Genomic DNA, 24,548 nt, shown 5'->3' with positions numbered 1-24,548 from the left:
TCGGGTGAGTAGGCGGAATCAGGAGGGCGGTGCGGATCTTACGATCTTGCCGGTACTGCTGATCAGGCGAACGCGATGTTGTACAGACCGCCGGCGAGCGCGGCACCGACGAGCGGGCCGACCACCGGGATCCAGGAGTAACCCCAGTCGGAGCCGCCCTTGTTGGGCAGCGGCAGCAGGGCGTGCACGATGCGCGGACCGAGGTCGCGCACCGGGTTGATGGCGTAGCCGGTCGGGCCACCGAGCGAGAGACCGATGCCGACGACCACGAACGAGGTGATCAGGACGCCGATGACACCGAGGCCCTTGCCGCCGTCCTGGAGGCCCTGGGTCAGGATCGCCAGGATCAGGACCGCGGTACCGATGATCTCGGTCGCCAGGTTCTGCACGACGTTACGGATCTCGGGGCCGGTGGAGAAGATGCCGAGCACCGGACCGGCCACATCGTGCGGGTGCGGGTCCTCGGGACCGAGCTTGGCGTCGCGGATGTGCTCCGGGTCGGCCAGGTGGACGCGGAACTGCCCGTAGTAGGTGATCCACATCAGGACCGCTCCGAGCATCGCGCCCAGCAGCTGGCCGGCGAAGTAGACCGGGGTGTCACCCCACTCGCCGGTCTTGACGGCGATGCCGACCGTGACCGCCGGGTTGAGGTGCGCACCGGAGAGCGGCGCGGAGACGTAGGCGGCGATCAGTACGGCGAAACCCCAGCCGAACGTGATGGCGAGCCAGCCCGCGTTGCGGGCCTTGGAGCTCTTGAGCGTCACTGCGGCGCAGACGCCACCGCCGAGCAGTGTGAGCAGGGCGGTACCGATGGTCTCGCCGATGAAGATGTCGGAGCTGGACACCCGCGACTCCTTTGTACGTCCAGGGGTGGGCGGACACCGGGTCCCTCCGGTGGTTCCGCGCACTCGGTGAGTGCTGCACCGGTCCGTGGCCTTGTCGCATCCTAGCGCGTATTGCCGGTAGGTGTTCGACAATGCCGACCGATGAACGGCAGTTTTCCGCCCAAGTGAAGAACGCGTCAAGGGTCGGCCAGGCCAAAGTGTCGGATCGTTACCGGTACGTGCGATCGACCAAAACAAGCCATCTCAAGGCCGAGATGTGGCGAAAAACAGGCATAAAGAGGCCAGGGTGCGGCCAGGGCCTGTTAAAGGAAGCTCAGAACCGGCCCGCGCCGAGATCGCGCGAAACGGCGCGCGCGCAATCCCGCACCGATGCCACCAGGGCCGGACGGGGCTCCCCGGACTCGCCGCAGACCCGTTCCACGGCGCCGGCGACCGCCACCGCGCCGACCGGCATCCGGCGCCGGTCGTGGATCGGCGCCGCCACCGAGGCGACGCCCTCCCAGGTCTCCTCGACGTCGGAGGCCCAGCCGCGCGCCCGGGTCAGGCCCAGGATCTCCTCGAAGCCGGTGCCGTCCGTGACCGTGCGGGGGGTGAAGGCCTCGCGCTCGACCTCGTGCGCCTGGGTGTGCGCCACCGGGTCGTAGGCCGACAGCACCTTGCCCAGCGCGGTGGAGTGCAGCGGCTGCATGGCCCCGACCTCCAGCACCTGGCGGCTGTCGTCGGGCCGGAACACGTGGTGCATGATCAGCACCCCGCTCTGGTGGAGCACGCCGACGTACACGCTCTCGCCGCTCGCCCGCGCCAGGTCGTCCGTCCATACGAGGGCGCGGGCGCGCAGCTCGTGCACGTCGAGGTAGCTGTTGCCCAGGCGCAGCAGCTCCGCGCCCAGCTGGTACCGGCCGGAGGCCGGGTCCTGCTCCACGAAGCCCTCGGCCTGCAGGGTGCGCAGGATGCCGTGAGCCGTGCCCTTGGCCAGGCCCAGCGAGGACGCCACGTCCGAGAGTCCCAGCCGGCGCTCGCCGCCCGCCAGAAGTCGCAGCATCGCAGCGGCTCGTTCGAGCGACTGGATGTTCCGTGCCATCGCGCAGCCTCCTGCAGACCTTCGGTAGTTCGGTAGTACTGACCATCTTGACGCGGTTCGACAATGCTGAACAGTATCGGTCGATGCCGACCTCGCGCACCGTCGGACAGCTGTTCGCCGTACCGTCGCGGGGGACACCCCCCGGAAACTCCCCGCCACAGAATGCAGTCCGCCACGTGGGACACCCACACCGGGGCGGGTGCCTCGCGGTTACCCTGGCCGCGTGCACCCTTGACACAGAGGGGGTGCAAAGCCGACAGCCGTCGCATCCCAGGGAGCACCCATGGCCTCGTTGCCCACCTTGCCCGCTGACACCCAGACCCGGGCCGATGCCCTCCGGGAGGCGCTCGCGACCCGCGTGGTCGTCGCCGACGGAGCCATGGGAACGATGCTCCAGGCGCAGGACCCCACCATGGAGGACTTCCAGCAGCTCGAAGGCTGCAACGAGGTCCTCAACATCACCCGCCCCGACATCGTGCGCTCCGTCCACGAGGCGTACTTCTCGGTGGGCGTGGACTGCGTCGAGACCAACACCTTCGGCACGAACTACGCGGCGCTCGCCGAGTACGACATCGCCGAACGCAATTTCGAGCTGTCGGAGGCCGGCGCGCGCATCGCCCGCGAGGTCGCCGACGAGTTCACCGCCTCCACCGGCCGGCAGCGCTGGGTCCTCGGCTCCATGGGCCCCGGCACCAAGCTCCCCACGCTCGGCCACATCGGCTACGCGCAGATCCGCGACGCCTACCAGATCAACGCCGAGGGCCTGCTCTCCGGCGGCGCCGACGCGCTGCTCGTCGAGACCACCCAGGACCTCCTGCAGACGAAGTCCTCGATCATCGGCGCCCGCCGGGCCATGGAAGCCCTCGGCGTCACCGTCCCGCTGATCTGCTCCGTCACCGTCGAGACCACCGGCACCATGCTCCTCGGCTCGGAGATCGGCGCGGCCCTGACCGCGCTGGAGCCGCTGGGCATCGACATGATCGGCCTGAACTGCGCCACCGGCCCCGCCGAGATGAGCGAGCACCTGCGCTACCTCGCGCGCAACGCCCGCATCCCGCTCTCCTGCATGCCCAACGCCGGCCTGCCCGTCCTGACCAAGGAGGGCGCGCACTACCCGCTGACCGCGCCCGAGCTGGCCGACGCCCAGGAGACCTTCGTCCGCGAGTACGGGCTCTCCCTGGTCGGCGGCTGCTGCGGCACGACCCCCGAGCACCTGCGCCAGGTCGTCGAGCGGGTCCGCGGTACGGCCGTCGTCCCGCGCGACCCCCGGCCCGAGCCCGGCGCCGCCTCGCTCTACCAGACCGTGCCCTTCCGCCAGGACACCTCGTACATGGCGATCGGCGAGCGCACCAACGCCAACGGCTCCAAGAAGTTCCGCGAGGCCATGCTGGAGGCCCGCTGGGACGACTGCGTGGAGATGGCGCGCGACCAGATCCGCGAGGGCGCGCACATGCTCGACCTCTGCGTGGACTACGTCGGCCGCGACGGCGTCGCCGACATGGAGGAGCTCGCCGGCCGCTTCGCCACCGCCTCCACCCTGCCGATCGCCCTGGACTCCACCGAGGTCCCCGTCATCCAGGCGGGCCTGGAGAAGCTCGGCGGCCGCGCGGTCATCAACTCCGTGAACTACGAGGACGGCGACGGCCCCGAGTCCCGCTTCGCCAAGGTCACCCGACTGGCCCAGGAGCACGGCGCCGCGCTCATCGCGCTGACCATCGACGAGGAGGGCCAGGCCCGCACCGTCGAGCACAAGGTCGCCATTGCCGAACGACTCATCGCCGACCTCACGGGCAACTGGGGGATCCGCGAGTCGGACATCCTCATCGACACCCTGACCTTCACGATCTGCACCGGCCAGGAGGAGTCCCGGGGGGACGGCATCGCCACGATCGAGGCGATCCGCGAGCTCAAGCGGCTCCACCCGGACGTCCAGACCACCCTCGGCCTGTCCAACATCTCCTTCGGCCTCAACCCGGCCGCCCGCGTCCTGCTGAACTCGGTCTTCCTCGACGAGTGCGTCAAGGCCGGCCTGGACTCCGCCATCGTCCACGCCTCCAAGATCCTCCCGATCGCCCGCTTCGACGAGGAGCAGGTCACCACCGCCCTCGACCTGATCTACGACCGGCGCGAGGGCGACTACGACCCGCTGCAGAAGCTGATGGCCCTCTTCGAGGGCGTCAACACCAAGTCGCTCAAGGCCGGCCGCGCCGAGGAACTCCTCGCCCTGCCGCTGGACGAGCGACTGCAGCGCCGCATCATCGACGGCGAGAAGAACGGCCTGGAGGCCGACCTCGACGAGGCCCTCGCGACCCGCCCCGCCCTCGACATCGTCAACGACACCCTCCTGGAGGGCATGAAGGTCGTCGGCGAGCTCTTCGGCTCGGGCCAGATGCAGCTCCCCTTCGTCCTCCAGTCCGCCGAGGTCATGAAGACGGCCGTCGCCTACCTCGAACCGCACATGGAGAAGACCGACGACGAGGGCAAGGGCACGATCGTGCTCGCCACCGTCCGCGGCGACGTCCACGACATCGGCAAGAACCTCGTCGACATCATCCTCACCAACAACGGCTACAACGTCGTCAACATCGGCATCAAGCAGCCCGTCTCCGCGATCCTCGAAGCCGCGCAGGAACACAAGGCCGACGTCATCGGCATGTCCGGCCTGCTCGTGAAGTCGACCGTGATCATGAAGGAGAACCTGGAGGAGCTGAACCAGCGCAAGCTGGCCGCCGACTACCCGGTGATCCTCGGCGGCGCCGCCCTCACCCGCGCCTACGTCGAGCAGGACCTCCACGAGATCTACGAGGGCGAGGTCCGGTACGCCCGCGACGCCTTCGAGGGCCTGCGCCTCATGGACGCCCTCATCGCCGTCAAGCGCGGTGTCCCCGGTGCGACCCTGCCCGAGCTCAAGCAGCGCCGCGTCGCCAAGCGCGACACCCCGGTCCTGCAGACCGACGAGGCCGAGGAGCCCGGCGGCCGCTCCGACGTCTCCATCGACAACCCGGTCCCCGCCCCGCCGTTCTGGGGCACCCGCGTGGTCAAGGGCATCCCGCTCAAGGACTACGCCTCCTGGCTCGACGAGGGCGCCCTCTTCAAGGGCCAGTGGGGCCTCAAGCAGGCCCGCGCGGGCGGGGCCACGTACGAGGAGCTCGTCGAGAGCGAGGGCCGTCCGCGCCTGCGCGGCCTCCTGGACAAGCTGCACACCGAGAACCTGCTCGAGGCCGCGGTCGTCTACGGGTACTTCCCCTGCGTCTCCAAGGGCGAGGACCTGATCATCCTCGACGAAGCCGGCAACGAGCGGACCCGCTTCACCTTCCCGCGCCAGCGCCGCGGCCGGCGCCTGTGCCTCGCCGACTTCTTCCGTCCCGAGGAGTCCGGCGAGACCGACGTCGTCGGCCTGCAGGTGGTCACCGTCGGCTCGAAGATCGGCGAGGCCACGGCCAAGCTGTTCGAGTCGGACTCCTACCGCGAGTACCTGGAGCTGCACGGCCTCTCGGTCCAGCTCGCCGAGGCCATGGCCGAGTACTGGCACGCCCGCGTCCGCGCCGAGCTCGGATTCGGCGGCGAGGACCCGGCGAAGGTCGAGGACATGTTCGACCTCAAGTACCGCGGTGCCCGCTTCTCGCTCGGCTACGGCGCCTGCCCCGACCTGGAGGACCGCGCGAAGATCGCCGACCTCCTGGAGCCGGAGCGGATCGGCGTCCACCTGTCGGAGGAGTTCCAGCTCCACCCGGAGCAGTCCACCGACGCGATCGTGATTCACCACCCCGAAGCGAAGTATTTCAACGCACGCTGAGCTCGACCGACGTACACTTGTCGGTCCCATACAGGCCGGTCGCCTGTTCCCCGGGGTCGTATGCCCCGCGGAAGAGGTGACCGGCCTTCTCGTCCCTTCTGAGAGGCATGAGCATGACGAGCACCGTTCCCGCCCCCGTCGCCCGTACGGCCGACGGTTCTGCCCTGCAGGCGGTGCTGCTCGACATGGACGGCACCCTCGTCGACACCGAAGGCTTCTGGTGGGAGATCGAGGCGGAGATCTTCCAGGAACTGGGCCACCGCCTCGACGAGGCCTGGCGCGACGTGGTCGTCGGCGGCCCCATGAGCCGCAGCGCGACCTTCCTGATCGAGTCGACCGGCGCTGCCATCGGCCTCGCCGAGCTGAGCGTCCTGCTCAACGAGCGCTTCGAGGCCCGCATCGCCGACCGGGTGCCGCTGATGCCCGGAGCCGAGCGGCTGCTGGCCGAGCTCGCCCGGCACAACGTGCCCACCGCCCTCGTCTCAGCCTCCCACCGCCGGGTCATCGACCAGGTCCTGCTCACCCTCGGCCGCGACCGCTTCACGATGACGGTCGCCGGCGACGAGGTGGCCCGTACCAAGCCGCACCCCGACCCCTACCTGTTCGCCGCGCACTCGCTCGGCGCGCACCCCTCGCGGTGCGCGGTCATCGAGGACACCCACACCGGGGTGGCGGCCGCCGAGGCCGCCGGCTGCCGGGTCGTGGCCATTCCCTCGGTCGGCGTGATCGAGCCCGCCCCCGGGCGTACGGTCGTCCGCTCGCTGGAAGACGTCGACCTCGCGTTCCTGCGCTCGCTCATCGCACCGATGAACTGAGAGTGACGACACCGGCCTCCGGTCGGGCCCGCACCCCACCCAAGCGGACACATCGGCATGCACTGGCCCACATCGGTATGCATTGCCACGCACCGGAATCCCTTGAGCACGCTCTGTGCCGAACGGAACCCTGTTCGACTGCGCCCTGACGGAAGGATCTTCCGCCTTAGGGCCTGGAGGCTGAAATTCCATCCTCTCCGGGGCCGTTGCGGAGGGTGACCTTGGTCACGCTCCGCACCCCCGGCGGGGCCGTCACGGGACCTCGGCGACTTCCAATGTGTCCACATTGATCAGCCCCTGACCGAATCTGCGCAGCCCTGCCTGTGAACAGGCAGTTCGCTCCGATCACAGTGCGATTACGCCCCAAGTTCGGCCAGTTCCAGCCATCCCGCCCCGGACCACTACTGTCGATACGGGCACTACGCCGCACCCAGCCGCGTCCCGGACACACACCCCTGTTCCGGAACCGCGTGGACCGATCGTCACAACACCGGCCCGATCGTTCCGCCCCGAACGGGCGACTGCCGCGAAGTGTCCTTCACACCGCTTTGAGCAAGTGCCGGTTACAGGGAGTACTTCCAGCATGAACCGCAAGACCATGGTGCTGACGGCCGCGGCCGGACTGCTCACCCCCGCGCTGGCCGCATGCGGCAGCGCGAGCGGCGGAGGAGCAGGATCCGGAGCGATCGTCGTCGGAACCACCGATCGGTTCGAGGCCGCAGACTTCGCTCCCGCCCCCTTCGACCCCGCCTACGCCTACGACGCCGGCGCCTGGAACGTCCTGCGCCAGACCGTCCAGACGCTGATGCACACCCCGCGCGGCGGCGGCCAGCCCGTCCCCGAAGCAGCCTCCGCCTGCCGCTTCACCGACGCCGGCAACGAGAGCTACCGCTGCACCCTGCGCCCCGGTCTGAAGTTCGCCGACGGTGAGCCCCTCACCGCCAAGGACGTCAAGTTCTCCATCGACCGCGTCCTCGCCATCAAGGACGAGAACGGCCCCTCCTCGCTGCTCTCCACCCTCGACAACGTCGAGGTCAAGGGCGCCGACACCGTCGTCTTCCACCTGAAGACCCCGGACGCGACCTTCCCGTTCAAACTCTCCACCCCCGCCGCCGGCATCGTCAGCGAGAAGAACTACGACGCCAAGAAGCTCCGCGAGGGCTTCGCCGTGGACGGCTCCGGCCCGTACACGATGAAGGCCGAGGTCAAGGGCAACCGGCTGGTCCGCGCCGTCTTCACCAAGAACCCGCACTACAAGGGCGACCTCAAGCTGCAGAACGACAAGGTCGAGCTGCGCACCTTCACCGACTCCCCGGCCATGGGCAAGGCACTCACGGACGGGAAGATCCACATGGTCTCCCGCACCCTGTCGCCCGCCCAGATCACCGAGTTCAGCGCCCAGCCGCCCAAGGGCGTCAAGCTGGTCCCGATGCCCGGCCTGGAGATCCGCTACCTCGGCTTCAACACCGAGGCACCGGTCGTCAAGGACAAGGCCGTCCGCCAGGCGCTCGCCGCCGCCGTCGACCGCGGACAGCTCATCTCCAAGGTCTACGGCAAGTCCGCCCAGCCGCTCTACTCGCTGGTCCCCACCACCGTGACGGGCCACGTCAACTCCTTCTACAACAAGTACGGCGAGGCCAACACGCCCAAGGCCGCCGCCCTGCTGAAGGAGGCCGGGATCAAGACCCCGGTCAAGCTGACCCTGCACTACACCAGCGACCACTACGGCGACGGCACGGCCGCCGAGTTCGACGCCCTCAAGGCCCAGCTGAACTCCACCGGGCTCTTCGACATCACCGTCCAGGGCAGCGAGTGGGCGGACTTCCGCCCCGCCCAGAAGAAGGGCGACCACGCCGCCTACGGGCTCGGCTGGTTCCCCGACTACCCGGACGCCGACAACTTCCTCGCCCCGTTCCTGGAGCAGGACAACTTCCTGGGCACGCCGTACGCCAACAGCGCGGTGCGCAGCAGGCTCATCCCCGAATCCCGGCGGGCGGTCGACCGTACGATCGCCGTCCCCGCGATCACGGAGATACAGGACATCGTCGCCGAGGACGTGCCCGTCCTGCCCCTGTGGCAGGGCAAGCAGTACGTCGCCGCACGCGACGGGATCACCGGAGTGGAGTGGTCGGTCAACGCCATCTCCGACCTCCAGTTGTGGGAGCTCGGTCGCGGCGTAAGCGGCTGAGCAAGGCAAAGACCGGCAGCGGGTGTCGCGGGCCGGAGCAACGAAACAGTTCGACTGTGAAGGACGTTCGCGTGAATCGACGTAACCAGTGGCTGGCGGCCCCGCTCGGCGCAGCCACCGCCGCCGCGCTGCTCAGCGGTTGCGGTTCGACCGATGGCTCCAATGCCGGCAGCGGCAAGGGCGTGGTCATGGGCATATCCGACAAGGTGAAGTCCGTCGACCCGGCATCGGGCTACGACCCGGGCTCCTGGCTGCTGTTCAACAACGTCTTCCAGTCGCTGCTGAGCTTCCCCAAGGGCGGCACCACCCCCGAGCCCGACGCCGCCCAGGCCTGCGGCTTCGAGGGCGGCGACAGCAAGCTCTACAAGTGCACCCTGCGGGACGGCCTGAAGTTCAGCAACGGCCACAGCCTCACCTCGAAGGACGTCAAGTTCTCCTTCGAGCGCACCCTGAAGATCAACGACGCCAACGGCCCGGCCGTGATGCTCGCGTCGATCGCGAGCATCGACGCCCCCGACGACAAGACCGTCGTCTTCAAGCTCAAGACCTCCGACGCCACCTTCCCCAGCAAGATCGCGTCGGGCGCCGGCTCCATCGTCGACCACACCGAGTACCCGGCCGACAAGCTGCGCGGCGACAACAAGGCCGTCGGCTCCGGCGTCTACAAGCTCGACTCGTTCAGCGAGAAGAGCGCCACCTTCTCCGTCAACGAGTCCTACAGCGGCAAGGCCAAGGCCAAGAACACCGGCGTCACGCTGAAGTTCTTCAACGGCGACCAGGCCGGCCTCAAGACCGTCCTGGAGAGCGGCGACGTCGACTTCGCCTTCCGCGGCCTCGCCGCCAAGGACATCGCCGCCCTCGCCTCCAGCAAGACCGGCGACAACAAGGTCGACGTCGTCCAGGGCACCGGCGCCGAAGTCGAGCACATGGTGTTCAACGTCAACGACCCCGTCGTCGGCAAGCTCCCCGTGCGCAAGGCCATCGCCTACCTCATCGACCGCGAAGCCCTCGTCCGGGACGTGTACGCGGGCACCGCCACCGCGCTCTACTCCATCGTGCCGACCGGCATCGCCGGCCACACGACCCCGTTCTTCGACCGCTACGGCGGCACCCCGCAGCTCGACAAGGCCAAGGCCGTCCTCAAGGCCGGCGGCATCAACGGCAAGGTCAAGCTCACCCTGTACTCCACCCCGTCCCGCTACGGCCCCTCCACGGACCAGCAGTTCGAGGTCATCGCCAAGCAGCTCAACGACAGCGGCCTCTTCGACGCCGACGTCAAGTCCGTCGAGTACGAGCAGTACGAGAAGGACATCCAGGCCGGCAAGTACGGCGTGTACGTGAAGGGCTGGGTGCCCGACTACCCGGACGCCGACAACTTCACGCAGCCGTTCTTCGGCCCGGACAACGTGCTGAGCAACAACTACGACAACAAGGAGATCACCGGGACGATCATCCCGTCGACCTCCGCGAAGTCCGACCGCACCGCGGCCAACACCGACTACAACCGCCTCCAGGACATCGTCGCCGAGGAGCTCCCGCTCATCCCGCTCTGGCAGGGCAAGCAGTACGCCGTCACCCGCCAGAACGTGAGCGGCCTGCAGTGGTCCCTCGACGCCTCGACCGTCTTCCGCTTCTGGGAGATCAGCAAGGGCTGACGCCGGCGCAGCCGGGCCCGCCCCGCCGCGGGCCCGGCACCACGCGGAGGGGGCCGTACGTGCACGCACGTACGGCCCCCTCCGCGTATCCGCGCCCGGCCGGACCTACTGGGCCCCGGGGCGCACCAGACCGCTCTCGTACGCGTACACCGCCGCCTGGACCCGGTCCCGCAGCCCCAGCTTCGTCAGCACGTGCCCCACATGCGTCTTGACCGTCGTCTCGCTCACGAACAGATCCGCCGCGATCTCCGCGTTCGACAGCCCCCGCGACACCAGCTTCAGCACCTCGACCTCACGCTCGGTCAGCGTCCCCAGGGTGTTCGGCAGGCTCTCCTCACCCGACGGAAGATGCCCCGCGTACTTGTCCAGCAGCCGCCGCGTGATACTCGGCGCGAGCATCGCCTCACCCGCCGCGACCACCCGGATCGCCTGCACCAGCTCGTTCGCCGGCGCGTCCTTCAACAGGAACCCGCTCGCCCCCGCCCGCAGCGCCTCCACCACGTACTCGTCCAGATCGAACGTGGTCAGCACCAGCACCTTCGCCGGCCCGTCGCGCTCCGGACCCGTGATCTGCCGGGTCGCCTCCACCCCGTCCATCCGCGGCATCCGGATGTCCATCAGCACCACATCGGGCTGCAGCGCCCGCACCTGGTCCAGCGCCTGCAGCCCGTCCCCGGCCTCACCGACCACCGCCAGGTCCTCCTCCGCCTCCAGGATCATCCGGAAGCCGGTGCGCAGCAGCGGCTGGTCGTCGACCAGAAGGACGCGGATCGCCACGGGGTCTACCTCGAATTCGTCGGACGGCTACGGCAGGCCCGTCCATTCTGCCCTGACACCAAGATCACGACTCCGCCGGGAGCTCCGCCCCCGGCCGCGGCGAGATCACCAGCGGATAGGGCGGGGGAGTACCGCCGAACTCCGGACACACCGCCTGATGATCACACCAGCCGCACAGCTTCGTCGGCCGCGGCCGCCACTCACCCGACTCCGTCGCCTCCCGGATCGCCTCCCACAACGCGAGCAGCTTGCGCTCCACCCGCTCCAGATCCGCCACCACCGGGTCGTACGTCAGCACGTCCCCACTGCCCAGATACACCAGCTGCAGCCGCCGCGGCACCACCTGCTTCAGCCGCCACACCACCAGCGCGTAGAACTTCATCTGGAACAGCGCACCCTCCGCGTACTCCGGCCGCGGCGCCTTCCCCGTCTTGTAGTCGACGATCCGCACCTCGCCCGTCGGCGCCACGTCCACCCGGTCGATGATCCCCCGCAGACGCAGCCCCGACTCCAGCTCCGTCTCCACGAAGAACTCCCGCTCCACCGGCTCCAGCCGCGTCGGGTCCTCCAACGTGAACCACCGCTCGACCAGCGCCTCGGCCTCCGTCAGCCACCGCGCCAGCCCCGCCCCCTCGTCACCCTCCGGGAACAGCTCCGTCAGCTCCGGCTTCGACTCCAGCAACCGGTCCCACTGCCCCGGAACCAACGCCTTCGCCCGCGGCGCCGTCCGCTCCTGCGCCGGATGATCGAAAAGCCGCTCCAGCACCGCATGCACCAGCGTCCCGCGGGTAGCAGCCGCACTGGGCTTCTCCGGCAGCCTGTCGATCACCCGGAACCGGTACAGCAACGGGCACTGCATGAAATCGCTCGCCCGCGAAGGGGAGAGCGAAGAGGGCGCCACAGCGCTCCGCGCATCGGCATCGGCTGCGCCAGGCACAGCACCGGGGCTCGTCGTCATGCACAAAACCCTACGACCCGCCACCGACAGGACGCGCATACCATCGACGCCAAGCCCCCTCGCACTGCATGATCGGAGCATCACAACCCGCTACAGCACCACCCCGTACGCGAACAGAACACACTGGAAACACCAGCACCGAACGAAGGACAACCGTGGCAGACACCGACGAAACCGGCGAGCGCGCAGGCGGCCGCTCCGGACCGGGCGGCGGACTCCTCATGGGCCGCCCCTTCGGCGTGCCCGTCTACGTCTCGCCCAGCTGGTTCCTCGTCGCCGCCCTCATCACCTGGGTCTTCGGCGACCAGCTCGACCGCGTCCTGCCCGACCTCGGACCCGTCCGCTACCTCGTCTCCCTCTTCTTCGCCGTCGCCTTCTACGCCTCCGTCCTGGTCCACGAACTCGCGCACACCGTCGCGGCCCTGCGCTTCAAACTCCCCGTGCGCCGCATCCAGCTCCAGTTCTTCGGCGGAGTCTCCGAGATCGAAAAGGAATCCGAGACACCCGGCCGCGAATTCGTCCTCGCCTTCGTCGGCCCCCTGCTCTCCCTCGTCCTCACCGGAGCCTTCTACCTCGGCATGAAAGCCGTCGACCCGGCCACCGTCCCCGGCGTCCTCCTCGCCGGCCTGATGATCTCCAACCTGCTGGTCGCCGCCTTCAACCTGCTCCCCGGCCTCCCCCTCGACGGCGGCCGCATGCTCCGCGCCGTCATCTGGGGCATCACCGGCAAACCCATGACCGGCACCGTCGCCGCCGCCTGGGTCGGCCGCGGCCTCGCCCTCGCCGTCCTCCTCGGCCTCCCCCTCCTCACCCACACCGGAGTCCTCGGCAACCGCACCGAGGAAATCGGCGGCATGAACACCGTCATGGACGCCCTCCTCGCCGCCATCCTCGCCGGCATCATCTGGACCGGCGCCGGCAACAGCCTGCGCATGGCCCGCCTGCGCGAACACCTCCCCGAACTGCGCGCCCGCACCCTCACCCGACGCGCCATCCCCGTCGAGAACGCCACCCCCCTCTCCGAGGCCCTCCGCCGCGCCAACGAAGCCGGCGCCCGCGCCCTCGTCGTCGTCGACGGACAAGGCGACCCCACCGCCATCGTCCGCGAAACCGCCATCGCCTCCGTCCCCGAACACCGCCGCCCCTGGGTCGCCGTCAGCACCCTCGCCCAGGACCTCACCGACGGCATGAAGGTTTCAGCGGACCTCACCGGCGAAGAACTCCTCGACCACCTCCGCGCCACCCCCGCCACCGAATACCTCGTCCTCGAACCCGGCGGCGCCATCTACGGCGTCCTGTCCACCCTCGACGTCGAAAAGGCCTTCGTGAAGGCCATGGCACGGCCCCAGTCCTGAAGCCAATACACTGGTCACATGTCCGAACCGACCGGTGCCGCCCGCCGACGCGGGCCCTTCGAGGTCGGGGACCAGGTACAGCTCACCGACCCCAAGGGCCGCCACTACACGTTCACGCTCGAAGCCGGGAAGAATTTCCACACCCACAAGGGTTCCTTCCCGCACGACGAGCTGATCGGTGCTCCCGAAGGCAGCGTTGTCCGCACCACGGGCAACGTCGCATACCTCGCGCTGCGCCCCCTGCTCCCCGACTATGTCCTGTCCATGCCCCGCGGCGCCGCCGTGGTCTACCCCAAGGACGCAGGCCAGATCCTGGCCTTCGCCGACATCTTCCCCGGCGCACGCGTCGTGGAAGCGGGAGTGGGCTCCGGCTCCCTGAGCAGCTTCCTGCTGCGCGCCATCGGCGACCAGGGCATGCTCCACAGCTACGAGCGCCGCGCGGACTTCGCCGAGATCGCCACCGCCAACGTCGAACGCTACTTCGGCGGACCCCACCCCGCGTGGCAGCTGACCGTCGGCGACCTCCAGGACAACCTGTCCGACACGGACGTCGACCGCGTCATCCTCGACATGCTCGCCCCCTGGGAATGCCTGGAAGCCGTCTCCAAGGCCCTGGTCCCCGGCGGCATCCTCTGCTGCTACGTGGCCACCACCACCCAGCTGTCCAAGACCGTCGAGTCCATCCGCGAGATCGGCTGCTTCGCCGAGCCGCAGCCGTGGGAATCGATGATCCGCAACTGGCACGTGGAAGGCCTCGCCGTCCGCCCCGACCACCGGATGATCGGCCACACCGGCTTCCTCGTCACCGCCCGCCGCCTCGCGGACGGCGTCGAGCCCCCCATGCGCCGCCGCCGCCCCGCCAAGGGCGCCTACGGCGAGGACTACGACGGCCCCGGCAGCGACCGCTCCGCATAACGGCCCCGCAGACCCGGCGCAGACCCAACACAAAGGCGCTGTGGCCCAGTTCCCCCGACCACCCGGGAACTGAGCCACAGCGCCTTTTCGTTGTCCCGTGCACCAGCCCCGGACCCGGCCGTTCCACCACCCTGTGACGTGTGGCACGATGCTGGCTCCTCGTCACCCTTCGCACAGGAGACACCCCGCGTGCCGCACAGCCACGCCGAGACGGCCCCGCTCCCGCACACCCTGGAGCACAGCCGCACCAGGCCCGTCCACTGGCTCGCCACGGCCACCGCCATGGCAGCAGTCATAGCCGCCGCAGGACTCGTACAGCCCGCCACCGGCACCCCGGCCACCGACACCACCGCGACCGCCGCCGAACCCCCCGCGAAGGGCCCCCAGGCCACCGCGCCGGACCCGGCGGGGGTCACCTACCCCCTCGACTGCAAGGGCGCCCCGCAGACCGTCACCATCAGCGCCCAGGGCGACCTCGACGGCGACCGCCGCCCCGAGACCGTCGCCGCCGTCCGCTGCGAAGCCGGCTCCGGCACCCCGCCCCACGCGATCTACGTACTCACCCAGGACCCGGCCCAAGGCACCCGCCCCCGCGTCGTCGCCACCCTGCTCGACACCGCCCGACGGCAGACCGCCACCGAGCTCACCGTGCGCGACGGCACCGTCACGGCAACCCTCGTCGGCTACTCCTCACCCGATGTACCCCGCTACAGCCCCGACACCAAGCAGCTCGCCAAGTGGCGCTGGCACGACGGAAAATTCCGCCAGGAGCTGACGGACTCGGCCGCCAGGAGTGTTTGAAACGTCACTCCGCGTCCGGGCCGAAGACTTCCACCCTGTCCGAAACGCGCCGTACGTGAATGCAGTCCCCCGGACATTCCTTCGCCGAGTCGACCACGTCCTGGAGCAGCGTCAGCGGAACCGGAGTGGTCGCCCCCGCGTCCTGCAGCAGCTCGTCCTCCGGGCTCTTCACGTACGCCAGACCATCGATGTCCAGCTCGAACACCTCAGGCGCGTACTGCACGCAGATGCCGTCCCCGGTGCACAGGTCCTGATCGATCCAGACCTCGAGCGGCTCGCCGGCCTCGCCGCCGCCGCCCGTCGGAGCCTCCTGCTGCACGGTCATATCTCCTGCCGTTCCCTGCGCTGAGTGATCCATCCCGGTCACGGCCCGCAGCAAGTCGCGCGAGCCCTGACGGGTGTTGAACGGTTCGACCTTACAACCGGCTGCTTCCCGAGTTTGATGGGTGGGTATTTCCTTGGCGTGAGGGAGTACGCAAGGGTGAAGATCGGACACACCTCTACCGTCTTTGTGATCTAGGGGTTTCAATCACCACCAGCCCAGGTAGGGTCAGGAAGCGTCCAGCTCCCCTTGGAGGAGGTGAGGACCGTGGCAGCCCACGACGACGACATCAACCGCGGCATCCGGCCCGCGCGAGGGTCCGAGGACCCCGCCGGCCAGGTTGCCTATCTCGAGCAGGAAATCGCCGTCCTGCGACGAAAGCTCGCCGACTCTCCGCGACACACGAGGATTCTCGAAGAGCGGATCGTCGAGCTCCAGACAAATCTGGCCGGCGTATCCGCACAGAACGAACGACTCGCGAATACCCTCCGTGAGGCCCGAGACCAGATCGTGGCCCTCAAGGAAGAAGTCGACCGGCTCGCACAGCCGCCGGCCGGTTTCGGTGTCTTCCTGCAAGCGAACGAGGACGGCACCGTCGACATCTTCACCGGAGGCCGAAAGCTCCGCGTGAACGTCAGCCCCAGCGTCGACCCGGAAGACCTCCGGCGCGGCCAGGAGGTCATGCTCAACGAGGCCCTCAACGTGGTCGAGGCCATGGAATTCGAGCGGGCCGGGGACATCGTCACCCTCAAGGAGATCCTCGAGGACGGCGAGCGCGCCCTGGTCGTCGGGCACACCGACGAGGAAAGGGTGGTGAGGCTCGCCGAGCCGCTCCTGGACATCACCATCCGCCCCGGCGACGCCCTCCTGCTCGAACCCCGCTCCGGCTACGTCTACGAGGTCGTCCCCAAGAGCGAGGTCGAAGACCTCGTCCTCGAAGAGGTCCCCGACATCGACTACGACAAGATCGGCGGCCTGGGCGACCAGATCGAGCTGATCCGCGACGCCGTCGAGCTCCCGTACCTCTACCCCGACCTCTTCAAGGAACACGAACTGCGGCCCCCGAAGGGCATCCTGCTCTACGGCCCGCCCGGCTGCGGCAAGACGCTCATCGCCAAGGCCGTCGCCAACTCCCTTGCCAAGAAGGTCGCCGAGGTGACCGGACAGGCAGCAGGAAAGTCCTACTTCCTGAACATCAAGGGACCCGAACTCCTCAACAAGTACGTCGGCGAGACCGAGCGGCACATCCGCCTCGTCTTCCAGCGCGCCCGCGAGAAGGCCAGCGAGGGCACCCCCGTCATCGTCTTCTTCGACGAGATGGAATCCCTCTTCCGCACCCGCGGATCCGGAGTCAGCTCGGACGTCGAGAACACCATCGTCCCCCAGCTGCTCGCCGAGATCGACGGCGTGGAAGGCCTGGAGAACGTCATCGTCATCGGCGCCTCCAACCGCGAGGACATGATCGACCCGGCCATCCTGCGCCCCGGCCGCCTCGACGTGAAGATCAAGATCGAGCGCCCGGACGCCGAGGCCGCGAAGGACATCTTCGCCAAGTACCTCAAGGCCTCGCTGCCCCTGCACACGGACGACCTGTCCGAACACCAGGGCTCCTCGGCCGGCACCGTCCACAGCATGATCCAGACCGTCGTCGAGCAGATGTACGCCGAAACCGAGGAAAACCGCTTCCTCGAGGTCACGTACGCCAACGGCGACAAGGAAGTCCTCTACTTCAAGGACTTCAACTCCGGCGCGATGATCCAGAACATCGTCGACCGGGCGAAGAAGATGGCGATCAAGGCCTTCCTCGAACACAACCAGAAGGGCCTGCGGGTCTCCCACCTGCTCCAGGCCTGCGTGGACGAGTTCAAGGAGAACGAGGACCTGCCCAACACCACCAACCCGGACGACTGGGCCCGCATCTCCGGAAAGAAGGGCGAGCGGATCGTATTCATCCGCACCCTCGTCACCGGAAAGCAAGGCGCGGACACCGGACGCTCCATCGACACGGTGGCAAACACCGGTCAGTACCTCTGACGAAGCGGGGCGGCTGCGGATGCCCTCCCAGGGCATCCGCAGCCGACTGCTTTACCCCACCCCTTTACCGGCCGCTTTTCAGCCGGTGACGAGGCGGATCCAATGACGGAAATGATCTCCCCACGAGCGCGCAGTGGTTCTAGGCTCTTCCGTACCGCCGGACGCGCAGTGCGGGGACGGGCACCGCACAGGCACACGCACCGGAGCACCAGCGGTACTTGAGCGCCGCTCCCGAAAGGGGAGCGCCGCCGGGCAAGGAGGGCCGCATGACCGTACGGCGAGTAATGGGGATCGAGACGGAGTACGGGATCTCCGTCCCGGGGCACCCGAACGCCAATGCCATGCTCACCTCGTCCCAGATCGTCAACGCCTACGCGGCGGCGATGCACCGGGCGCGACGCGCCCGCTGGGACTTCGAGGAGGAGAATCCGCTGCGGGACGCCCGCGGCTTCGACCTCGCCCGCGAGGCCGCCGACAACAGCCAGCTGACCGACGAGGACATCGGCCTCGCCAACGTCATCCTCACGAACGGCGCACGGCTCTACGTCGACCACGCACACCCCGAATACAGCTCGCCCGAGATCACCAACCCGCTCGACGCCGTCCTCTGGGACAAGGCCGGCGAACGGATCATGGCCGAAGCGGCCGTCCGCGCCGCCCAGCTCCCCGGCGCCCAGCCGATCCACCTCTACAAGAACAACACCGACAACAAGGGCGCCTCCTACGGCACGCACGAGAACTACCTGATGAAGCGGGAGACCCCCTTCTCGGAGATCGTGCGCCACCTGACCCCCTTCTTCGTCTCGCGCCAGGTCGTCACCGGCGCCGGACGCGTGGGCATCGGCCAGGACGGCCGCGAACACGGCTTCCAGATCAGCCAGCGCGCCGACTACTTCGAGGTCGAGGTCGGCCTGGAGACCACCCTCAAGCGCCCCATCATCAACACCCGCGACGAACCCCACTCGGACGCCGAGAAGTACCGCCGGCTCCACGTGATCATCGGAGACGCCAACCTCTCCGAGATCTCCACCTACCTCAAACTCGGCACGACCGCACTTGTCCTGTCCATGATCGAGGACGGGTTCATCACCGTCGACCTGGCCGTCGACCAGCCCGTACGCACCCTGCACCAGGTCTCCCACGACCCCGACCTGCAGCACCTGATCACGCTGCGCAGCGGCCGGACACTGACCGCGGTGCAACTGCAGATGGAGTACTTCGAGCTGGCGCGGAAGTACGTGGACGAACGTTTCGGGTCGGACGCGGACGAGCAGACCAAGGATGTGCTGGGCCGCTGGGAGGACGTGCTGGGCCGGCTGGAGAGCGACCCGATGAGCCTGTCGGGGGAGCTGGACTGGATCGCCAAGCGGGAGATCCTGGAGGGCTACCGGCGCCGGGACGGACTGGAGTGGGACGCGGCGCGGCTGCACCTGGTGGACCTCCAGTACTCGGACGTACGGCCCGAGAAGGGCCTGTACAACCGCCTGGTGGCCCGGGGCAAGATGAAGCGCCTGGTGGAAGAGCCGGCGGTGGCGCGGGCTCAGAGCAAGCCCCCGGAGGACACCCGGGCGTACTTCCGCGGACGCTGCCTTGAGCAGTACGCGGACGACGTGGCCGCGGCCTCCTGGGACTCGGTGATCTTCGACCTCCCCGGCCGGGACTCCCTCCAGCGCGTCCCGACGCTGGAACCCCTGCGGGGGACCCGCAACCACGTCAAGGAGCTCCTGGACCGCTGCCGCACGGCGGAGGACCTGGTGCGGGTGCTTTCGGGGCAGTGAGCGGGCCTGAAAGGCCTCCGGTCCGGGAATCATGAAGAGAACCGGACGTTGTTCCGCGACCTTTTGAACAAGTGCGGGGACGAATGTCGGACCCTCCCTATAGGGTCCGACGTAGGGTCTGATCTTGAGAGATCCCGAATCCCGGGGTCTCTCGACATGAGCGTGCGAACCGAGCGGGGTGAGGTAGACATGGCGACCAAGGACACCGGCGGCGGACAGCAGAAGGCGACGCGCTCGACCGAGGAGGTCGAGGAGGCGGCGGTCGAGGAATCGACCGACCTCAAGGAGCGCCAGGAGAAGCTCTCCGACGACGTCGACTCCGTACTTGACGAGATTGACGATGTACTCGAGGAAAATGCCGAGGATTTCGTTCGGAGTTTCGTACAAAAAGGCGGCGAATAGCCTTCGAATCTAAGGCGAACTCGCCAGCATTGGCTCCATGTCCAATGGAACGAAGTGGTGTCGCGGCTGCAGCCGGGACGTGCCGCTGAGCGGGTTCGCCCTAGACCGGAACCGTGGTGACGGCCTTCAGCCGAGGTGTCGTGAGTGCGTGGCTGAGTACAGTGCCGCGCACTACCGGCGCCGCCAGGCTGCCAGAGGCAAGGTCGTCAAGGAGAAAGTGGATGTCCCGTCCGGCCACAAGCTCTGCCGGCAGTGCGGTGAGGTCAAGCCGCACGGTGAGTGGCACAAGAACGCTTCGGCGTCTGACGGCTTATCCACCCGGTGCAAGGCGTGCAGGGCCGTCCTGGGCCGGGCGGGGCACTTGAAGCGTTCGTACGGCATCACCGAGGCTCAGCGCGACGAGATGATCGCCGCTCAGAGCGGGGTCTGCGTGATCTGTCAGACGGCTCCGGCCGAGCACGTTGATCACGATCATCAGACGGGTAAGGTCCGAGGCGTACTGTGCTTCAGCTGTAACGCAGCCCTGGGGCAGTTCAAGGATCGGCCGGACGTCATGAGGCGTGCAGCCGCTTACGTGGAAGGAAACCTGTGGAACCCAACACTCGTAGCACAGGGCGTCTACCGGCAGCCTTCCTGACGCCGGGGTCGTCGTCCTTCATGGACTTCCTGGGCGCGCACTCGCCCGAGATGCTGCCCGGCAACCGCAAGCTGCCGGAAGGCGTGATCGAGGCGCCGCACGGGACGACCATCGTCGCCGCCACCTTCCCCGGCGGGGTGGTCCTCGCCGGTGACCGGCGGGCGACCATGGGGAACATGATCGCGCAGCGGGACATCGAGAAGGTGTTCCCCGCCGACGAGTACTCCGCTGTCGGTATCGCCGGTACGGCCGGCCTGGCCGTGGAGATGGTCAAGCTGTTCCAGCTGGAGCTGGAGCACTTCGAGAAGGTGGAAGGGACGACCCTGTCCCTGGAGGGCAAGGCGAACCGGCTCTCGACCATGATCCGGAGCAATCTGGGGATGGCCATGCAGGGCCTGGCGGTCGTGCCGCTGTTCGCGGGGTACGACGAGGCCAAGGAGAAGGGCCGGATCTTCTCCTACGACGTGACCGGCGGCCGCTCCGAGGAGCACGGCTACGCCGCCACCGGTTCCGGTTCGATCTTCGCCCGGGGCTCGATGAAGAAGCTCTTCCGCCCCGATCTGACGGAGGAGCAGGCCACCACCCTGGTCGTCCAGGCGCTGTACGACGCGGCCGACGACGACTCGGCGACCGGTGGGCCGGACCTGTACCGCCACATCTACCCGATCGTCACCGTGATCACGGACGAGGGGTTCCGCAGGCTGACCGACGACGAGTCGCAGGAGCTCGCCCGTACGGTCACCAACCGTCGGCTGGAGCAGCCCGACGGCCCGCGCGCCGCCCTGCTCTGACCATCCGCCGCCCCGTAGGAGCCCAGAAGAAAGGGACGGACAGCCGGTGTCGACTCCGTTCTATGTGTCACCCCAGCAGGCCATGGCCGACCGGGCGGAATACGCCCGCAAGGGCATTGCCCGCGGTCGCAGCCTGGTCGTGCTGCAGTACGCCGACGGCATCGTGTTCGTCGGCGAGAACCCGTCCCGTGCGCTGCACAAGTTCAGCGAGATCTACGACCGGATCGGCTTCGCGGCCGCCGGCAAGTACAACGAGTACGAGAACCTGCGGATCGGCGGTGTGCGGTACGCGGATCTGCGCGGGTACACCTACGACCGTGACGACGTGACGGCCCGTGGGCTGGCGAACGTCTACGCGCAGACGCTCGGCACCATCTTCTCCTCGGCCGGTGAGAAGCCGTACGAGGTGGAGCTGGTGGTCGCGGAGGTCGGTGCGACCGCCGCGGGTGACCAGATCTACCGGCTGCCGCACGACGGGTCGATCGTGGACGAGCACGGTTCGGTCGCGGTCGGTGGCAATGCCGAGCAGATCAGTACCTTCCTGGATCAGCGTCACCAGGACGGGATGACCCTGTCCGAGGCGTTGAAGCTGGCGGTGCAGGCGCTGTCCAGCCAGGCGAACGGCGCTGACAAGACGATTCCGGCGGAGCGGCTGGAGGTCGCGGTGCTGGACCGTACGCGTGCGCAGCAGCGCAAGTTCAAGCGGATCCGCGGTCGGCAGCTGTCGCGGTTGCTGGAGGCGGACGTGACGGCGGCGGTGCAGGCCGATGCCGTGTCGAACGACGAGGCGCCGGAGGACGACGCCGAGTAGGCGCAGTGTGTGAGGGGCCCCGGTTCGCCGTTCTCGGCGGGCCGGGGCTTCGTCGTGTGCGGCCGGCTACGGCGCCGGGGCGGGGCCCGTGGAGTCGCGGACGACGAGGTGGACGGGGATGTCGGGGGCGGTCCAGGGGGTGCCTTCGAGGACGGCGAGGAGGGCGGTCATGCCTTGTTCGCCGACGCGTTCGGCGGGGAGGTGGACGGTGGTGAGTTCGGGTTCGACGGCGGTGGCGAGGGCGAGGTCGTCGAAGCCGGTGACGGAGAGGTCTTCGGGGATGCGCAGGCCGAGGCGGCGGGCGGCCTTGCAGGCGCCGGCGGCGAGGATGTCGTCGTCGCAGACGATGGCGGTGGGGCGGTCCTGGGGGGTGGCCAGGGCGGTCTCCATGGCCGTACGGGCGGCGTCGACGGTGAGGGGGGCCCGTACGGTGCGCAGCTCGGTGTCGGGGCCCAGGAGGGCGGTGAGGGCTTCGGCGCGGGTCTCGAAGGTCCAGGAGTCGACGGCGGAGGCGAGGTGGAGGAAGCGGCGGTGGCCGAGGGCGAGGAGGTGTTCGGTGATCTGGCGCATGCCGTCGGCCATGGCGAGGTTGACGTGGGCGGCGGCGGTGTCGGCGGCGGGGTCGCTGTCGAGCATGACGAGGGGGAGTGCGTTGCCGCCGATGGCGTCGAGGGTGTGGGCGGCCATGGAGGAGGCGATGACTCCGTCGAGGGCGGCGCGGGCGGAGGCGAAGGGGTCGCGGGCGGGGCCGGTGCCGTCGGGGGAGGGGTAGAGGACGACGCCGAAGCCGTGTTCGGCGGCGACGCGGGCGGCTCCGGTGTAGACGCGGGCGAAGAATTCGTTGGTGAGGGCGGGGACGACGAGGAGGGCGGTGCGGGTGGTGCCGAGGCGGAGGTTGCGGGCGGCGAGGTTGGGGCGGTAGCCGAGGCGGGTGGCGGTTTCGCGGACGTGGGCGGCGGTGCGTTCGGAGACGCGGCCGGGCCATTTGTCGCCGAGGACGAGGGAGACGGTGGCCTGGGAGACCCCGGCGGCGGTGGCCACGTCGCGGCTGGTGGGTCTCGTCACAGGGTGCTCCTGAAGTGCGAGGTCGGGGGGTGTGGCGGGGTCCGCGGGGTGGACCGGCGGACTGCGGCCATGGTACGTATGACCGGTCTAGTTATACGTATTACTTCGGTTGTTCCCGGCTGGATCCGGGCAGAAGGGGGCGGACATGGCCGCGGGATACGCGGAGCTGCTGAGGACCAGGCACGCCGCGAGGCTGCTGGCGGGCACGCTCGTGGGCCGGCTGCCCAATGCCACGGGGCCGATCGCGATCGTGCTGTTCACGCGTGCCGAGGGCGGCAGCTACAGCCTGGCGGGGGCGCTGGCGGCCGCGTACGGGCTGGCGAACGCGGTGGGTCAGCCGCTGCTGGGGCGGGCCGTGGACCTGTTCGGGCAGCCGCGGGTGCAGCTGCCGGCCGCGGTGGTCTCCGCGCTGGGCATGGTGTGGCTGGCGCTCGCGGGTACGGGGTCGGCGGTGGCCGCGTACGCCGCGGTGGTGGTCGCGGGGCTGTTCACGCCGCCGCTGGAGGGCGGCCTGCGGGCGCTGTGGCCGGCGGTGCTGGGCGGCCGTGAGGAGGAGGAGAAGGTGCACGCGGCGTACGCGATGGACGCGGTGGCCCAGGAGGTCATGTTCACCGTCGGTCCGCTGCTGGTGACGCTGTTCGTGGCGATGTGGTCGCCGGCGGGGGCGCTGCTGGCGCTGAACGCGATCGGTGTGCTGGGCGCGCTGTCCGTGGTGGTCAGCGAGCCGTCGCGGAAGTGGCGTTCGGCGCCGCGGGAGGCGCACTGGCTGGGGGCGCTGCGTTCGCGCGGGCTGCTGGCGCTGCTGGGTGCGTTCTTCTTCGTGGGTATGGCGCTGGGCTCGATCACGGTGGCGGGTGTGGCGTACGCGGACGATCACGGCGGGCAGGCGGTGTACGGCTGGCTGATGGCGGCGCTGGGGCTGGGTGCGCTGATCGGTGGGGTGTTCTACGGTGCGCGGCAGTGGGCCGGTGCGCCCGAGCGGCGGCTGCGGGCGCTGGTGGCTCTGCTGGCGGTCTGCTATCTGCCGCTGATGCTGGTGCCGGGCGCGGTGGCGATGACGGCGCTGTCGGCGCTGTCGGGTGTGTTCCTGGCGCCGGCGCTGGCGTGTGCGTTCATCGTGGTGGACCGGCACGCTCCGGCGGGCACGGTGACGGAGGCGTTCTCGTGGCTGGTGACGTTCTTCGGGGTGGGTGCGGCGATCGGTACGGCGGCGGCGGGGCCGGCGGTGGAGCTGGGCGGTACCGCGGCGGGGTTCGGTGTGGCGAGCGTGGCGGGCGGTTCGGCGCTGCTGGTTCTGATGGTCACTCAGCGGGTGCTGGCAACCGGCGGGCGCAGTCGCGCGGTGGCGGGCTCGGCTGACGGTGTGTCGGAGACGGCTCCTGACGTGCCGTCGGAGGTGCCGTCGGCGCCGTGATCGGCGGGTGCGCCGGATGGGCCGATCGGGCCGTGATCGGGGTGCCGATCGCCCCGCTGAGGGGGGCTGATCGAAACGGCGCTCCCGAACCCGGTTTCAGAAGAGGGC

General features: G+C 69.0%; 20 protein-coding genes. 14 read left to right on the top strand and 6 right to left on the bottom strand.

Annotated elements, in window-relative coordinates:
- Nucleotides 1–62: 62 nt before the first annotated feature.
- Both JYK04_RS11465 and JYK04_RS11460 read right to left on the bottom strand, forming a co-directional pair.
- Nucleotides 63–845, bottom strand: coding sequence for an MIP/aquaporin family protein (locus tag JYK04_RS11465; protein ID WP_189739936.1), 783 nt, complete (start codon nucleotides 843–845; stop codon nucleotides 63–65).
- A gap of 313 nt (nucleotides 846–1,158) precedes the next feature.
- On the bottom strand, nucleotides 1,159–1,926 hold the full coding sequence (locus tag JYK04_RS11460; protein ID WP_189739939.1) for an IclR family transcriptional regulator: 768 nt from the start codon (nucleotides 1,924–1,926) through the stop codon (nucleotides 1,159–1,161).
- Nucleotides 1,927–2,209: 283 nt separating this feature from the next.
- Between JYK04_RS11460 and metH the strand changes: the two genes are divergently transcribed.
- The 4 genes from metH (at nucleotide 2,210) to JYK04_RS11440 (ending at nucleotide 10,380) form a co-directional block, all read left to right on the top strand.
- Nucleotides 2,210–5,722, top strand: a complete 3,513-nt coding sequence (gene metH, locus JYK04_RS11455) for a methionine synthase (RefSeq protein ID WP_189739942.1) — start codon at nucleotides 2,210–2,212, stop codon at nucleotides 5,720–5,722.
- A 113-nt stretch (nucleotides 5,723–5,835) separates the two neighbouring features.
- Nucleotides 5,836–6,537: an HAD family hydrolase gene (locus tag JYK04_RS11450; protein ID WP_189740503.1), complete on the top strand. Its 702-nt coding sequence runs from the start codon at nucleotides 5,836–5,838 to the stop codon at nucleotides 6,535–6,537.
- A 583-nt stretch (nucleotides 6,538–7,120) separates the two neighbouring features.
- A complete protein-coding gene (locus JYK04_RS11445) occupies nucleotides 7,121–8,725 on the top strand; it encodes an ABC transporter substrate-binding protein (protein ID WP_189739946.1) in 1,605 nt (534 codons plus the stop codon).
- 71 nt (nucleotides 8,726–8,796) lie between these two features.
- Nucleotides 8,797–10,380, top strand: a complete 1,584-nt coding sequence (locus JYK04_RS11440) for an ABC transporter substrate-binding protein (RefSeq protein ID WP_189739949.1) — start codon at nucleotides 8,797–8,799, stop codon at nucleotides 10,378–10,380.
- A 105-nt stretch (nucleotides 10,381–10,485) separates the two neighbouring features.
- On the opposite strand, the gene JYK04_RS11435 is transcribed toward JYK04_RS11440, so the two are convergent.
- Nucleotides 10,486–11,157 (bottom strand): response regulator, encoded by a 672-nt coding sequence (locus JYK04_RS11435; RefSeq protein WP_030016364.1) that lies wholly within the window; start codon nucleotides 11,155–11,157, stop codon nucleotides 10,486–10,488.
- A gap of 64 nt (nucleotides 11,158–11,221) precedes the next feature.
- Nucleotides 11,222–12,115 (bottom strand): RecB family exonuclease, encoded by an 894-nt coding sequence (locus JYK04_RS11430; RefSeq protein ID WP_094745090.1) that lies wholly within the window; start codon nucleotides 12,113–12,115, stop codon nucleotides 11,222–11,224.
- A gap of 68 nt (nucleotides 12,116–12,183) precedes the next feature.
- On the opposite strand from JYK04_RS11430, the gene JYK04_RS11425 reads away from it, so the two are divergent.
- The 3 genes from JYK04_RS11425 to JYK04_RS11415 all read left to right on the top strand — a co-directional run bounded on the left by JYK04_RS11425 (nucleotide 12,184) and on the right by JYK04_RS11415 (nucleotide 15,186).
- On the top strand, nucleotides 12,184–13,470 hold the full coding sequence (locus tag JYK04_RS11425) for a site-2 protease family protein (RefSeq protein WP_373297458.1): 1,287 nt from the start codon (nucleotides 12,184–12,186) through the stop codon (nucleotides 13,468–13,470).
- Nucleotides 13,471–13,488: 18 nt separating this feature from the next.
- Nucleotides 13,489–14,385 (top strand): tRNA (adenine-N1)-methyltransferase, encoded by an 897-nt coding sequence (locus JYK04_RS11420; RefSeq protein ID WP_030016358.1) that lies wholly within the window; start codon nucleotides 13,489–13,491, stop codon nucleotides 14,383–14,385.
- 189 nt (nucleotides 14,386–14,574) lie between these two features.
- Entirely contained in the window at nucleotides 14,575–15,186 is a 612-nt protein-coding gene (locus JYK04_RS11415; protein WP_189739952.1) for a hypothetical protein, read from the top strand.
- A gap of 4 nt (nucleotides 15,187–15,190) precedes the next feature.
- Here the strand turns inward: JYK04_RS11415 and JYK04_RS11410 are convergent, their stop codons facing one another.
- Nucleotides 15,191–15,511, bottom strand: a complete 321-nt coding sequence (locus JYK04_RS11410; RefSeq protein ID WP_030016354.1) for a ferredoxin — start codon at nucleotides 15,509–15,511, stop codon at nucleotides 15,191–15,193.
- 264 nt (nucleotides 15,512–15,775) lie between these two features.
- Here JYK04_RS11410 and arc point away from each other — a divergent pair, with 264 nt between their 5' ends.
- The 6 genes from arc (at nucleotide 15,776) to prcA (ending at nucleotide 21,961) form a co-directional block, all read left to right on the top strand.
- The gene (gene arc, locus JYK04_RS11405; RefSeq protein ID WP_189739954.1) at nucleotides 15,776–17,542 is read left to right on the top strand and encodes a proteasome ATPase; all 1,767 of its coding nucleotides are present in this window, start codon (nucleotides 15,776–15,778) and stop codon (nucleotides 17,540–17,542) included.
- 266 nt (nucleotides 17,543–17,808) lie between these two features.
- Entirely contained in the window at nucleotides 17,809–19,320 is a 1,512-nt protein-coding gene (dop, locus tag JYK04_RS11400; RefSeq protein ID WP_189739957.1) for a depupylase/deamidase Dop, read from the top strand.
- A gap of 189 nt (nucleotides 19,321–19,509) precedes the next feature.
- Nucleotides 19,510–19,722, top strand: coding sequence for a ubiquitin-like protein Pup (locus tag JYK04_RS11395; RefSeq protein ID WP_030233608.1), 213 nt, complete (start codon nucleotides 19,510–19,512; stop codon nucleotides 19,720–19,722).
- Between the two features lie 37 nt (nucleotides 19,723–19,759).
- On the top strand, nucleotides 19,760–20,359 hold the full coding sequence (locus JYK04_RS11390; protein WP_189739959.1) for an endonuclease VII domain-containing protein: 600 nt from the start codon (nucleotides 19,760–19,762) through the stop codon (nucleotides 20,357–20,359).
- The gene (gene prcB / locus JYK04_RS11385) at nucleotides 20,311–21,150 is read left to right on the top strand and encodes a proteasome subunit beta (protein ID WP_030016344.1); all 840 of its coding nucleotides are present in this window, start codon (nucleotides 20,311–20,313) and stop codon (nucleotides 21,148–21,150) included. The genes JYK04_RS11390 and prcB overlap by 49 nt, the downstream gene beginning before the upstream one ends.
- A gap of 46 nt (nucleotides 21,151–21,196) precedes the next feature.
- Complete coding sequence (prcA, locus tag JYK04_RS11380; protein WP_030016342.1) at nucleotides 21,197–21,961, top strand: proteasome subunit alpha; 765 nt, start codon at nucleotides 21,197–21,199, stop codon at nucleotides 21,959–21,961.
- 66 nt (nucleotides 21,962–22,027) lie between these two features.
- Here prcA and JYK04_RS11375 read toward each other — a convergent pair whose 3' ends face one another.
- Nucleotides 22,028–23,026 (bottom strand): LacI family DNA-binding transcriptional regulator, encoded by a 999-nt coding sequence (locus JYK04_RS11375; RefSeq protein WP_189739962.1) that lies wholly within the window; start codon nucleotides 23,024–23,026, stop codon nucleotides 22,028–22,030.
- A gap of 145 nt (nucleotides 23,027–23,171) precedes the next feature.
- On the opposite strand from JYK04_RS11375, the gene JYK04_RS11370 reads away from it, so the two are divergent.
- Nucleotides 23,172–24,440, top strand: a complete 1,269-nt coding sequence (locus JYK04_RS11370) for an MFS transporter (RefSeq protein WP_189739965.1) — start codon at nucleotides 23,172–23,174, stop codon at nucleotides 24,438–24,440.
- The last annotated feature ends 108 nt before the right edge of the window (nucleotides 24,441–24,548 follow it).

Origin of the sequence: Streptomyces nojiriensis (assembly GCF_017639205.1) — a bacterium.
Classification (GTDB): domain Bacteria; phylum Actinomycetota; class Actinomycetes; order Streptomycetales; family Streptomycetaceae; genus Streptomyces; species Streptomyces nojiriensis.
The sequence above is the reverse complement of the archived record's forward strand: the minus strand, read 5'-3'. Positions and strand labels throughout refer to the sequence as shown.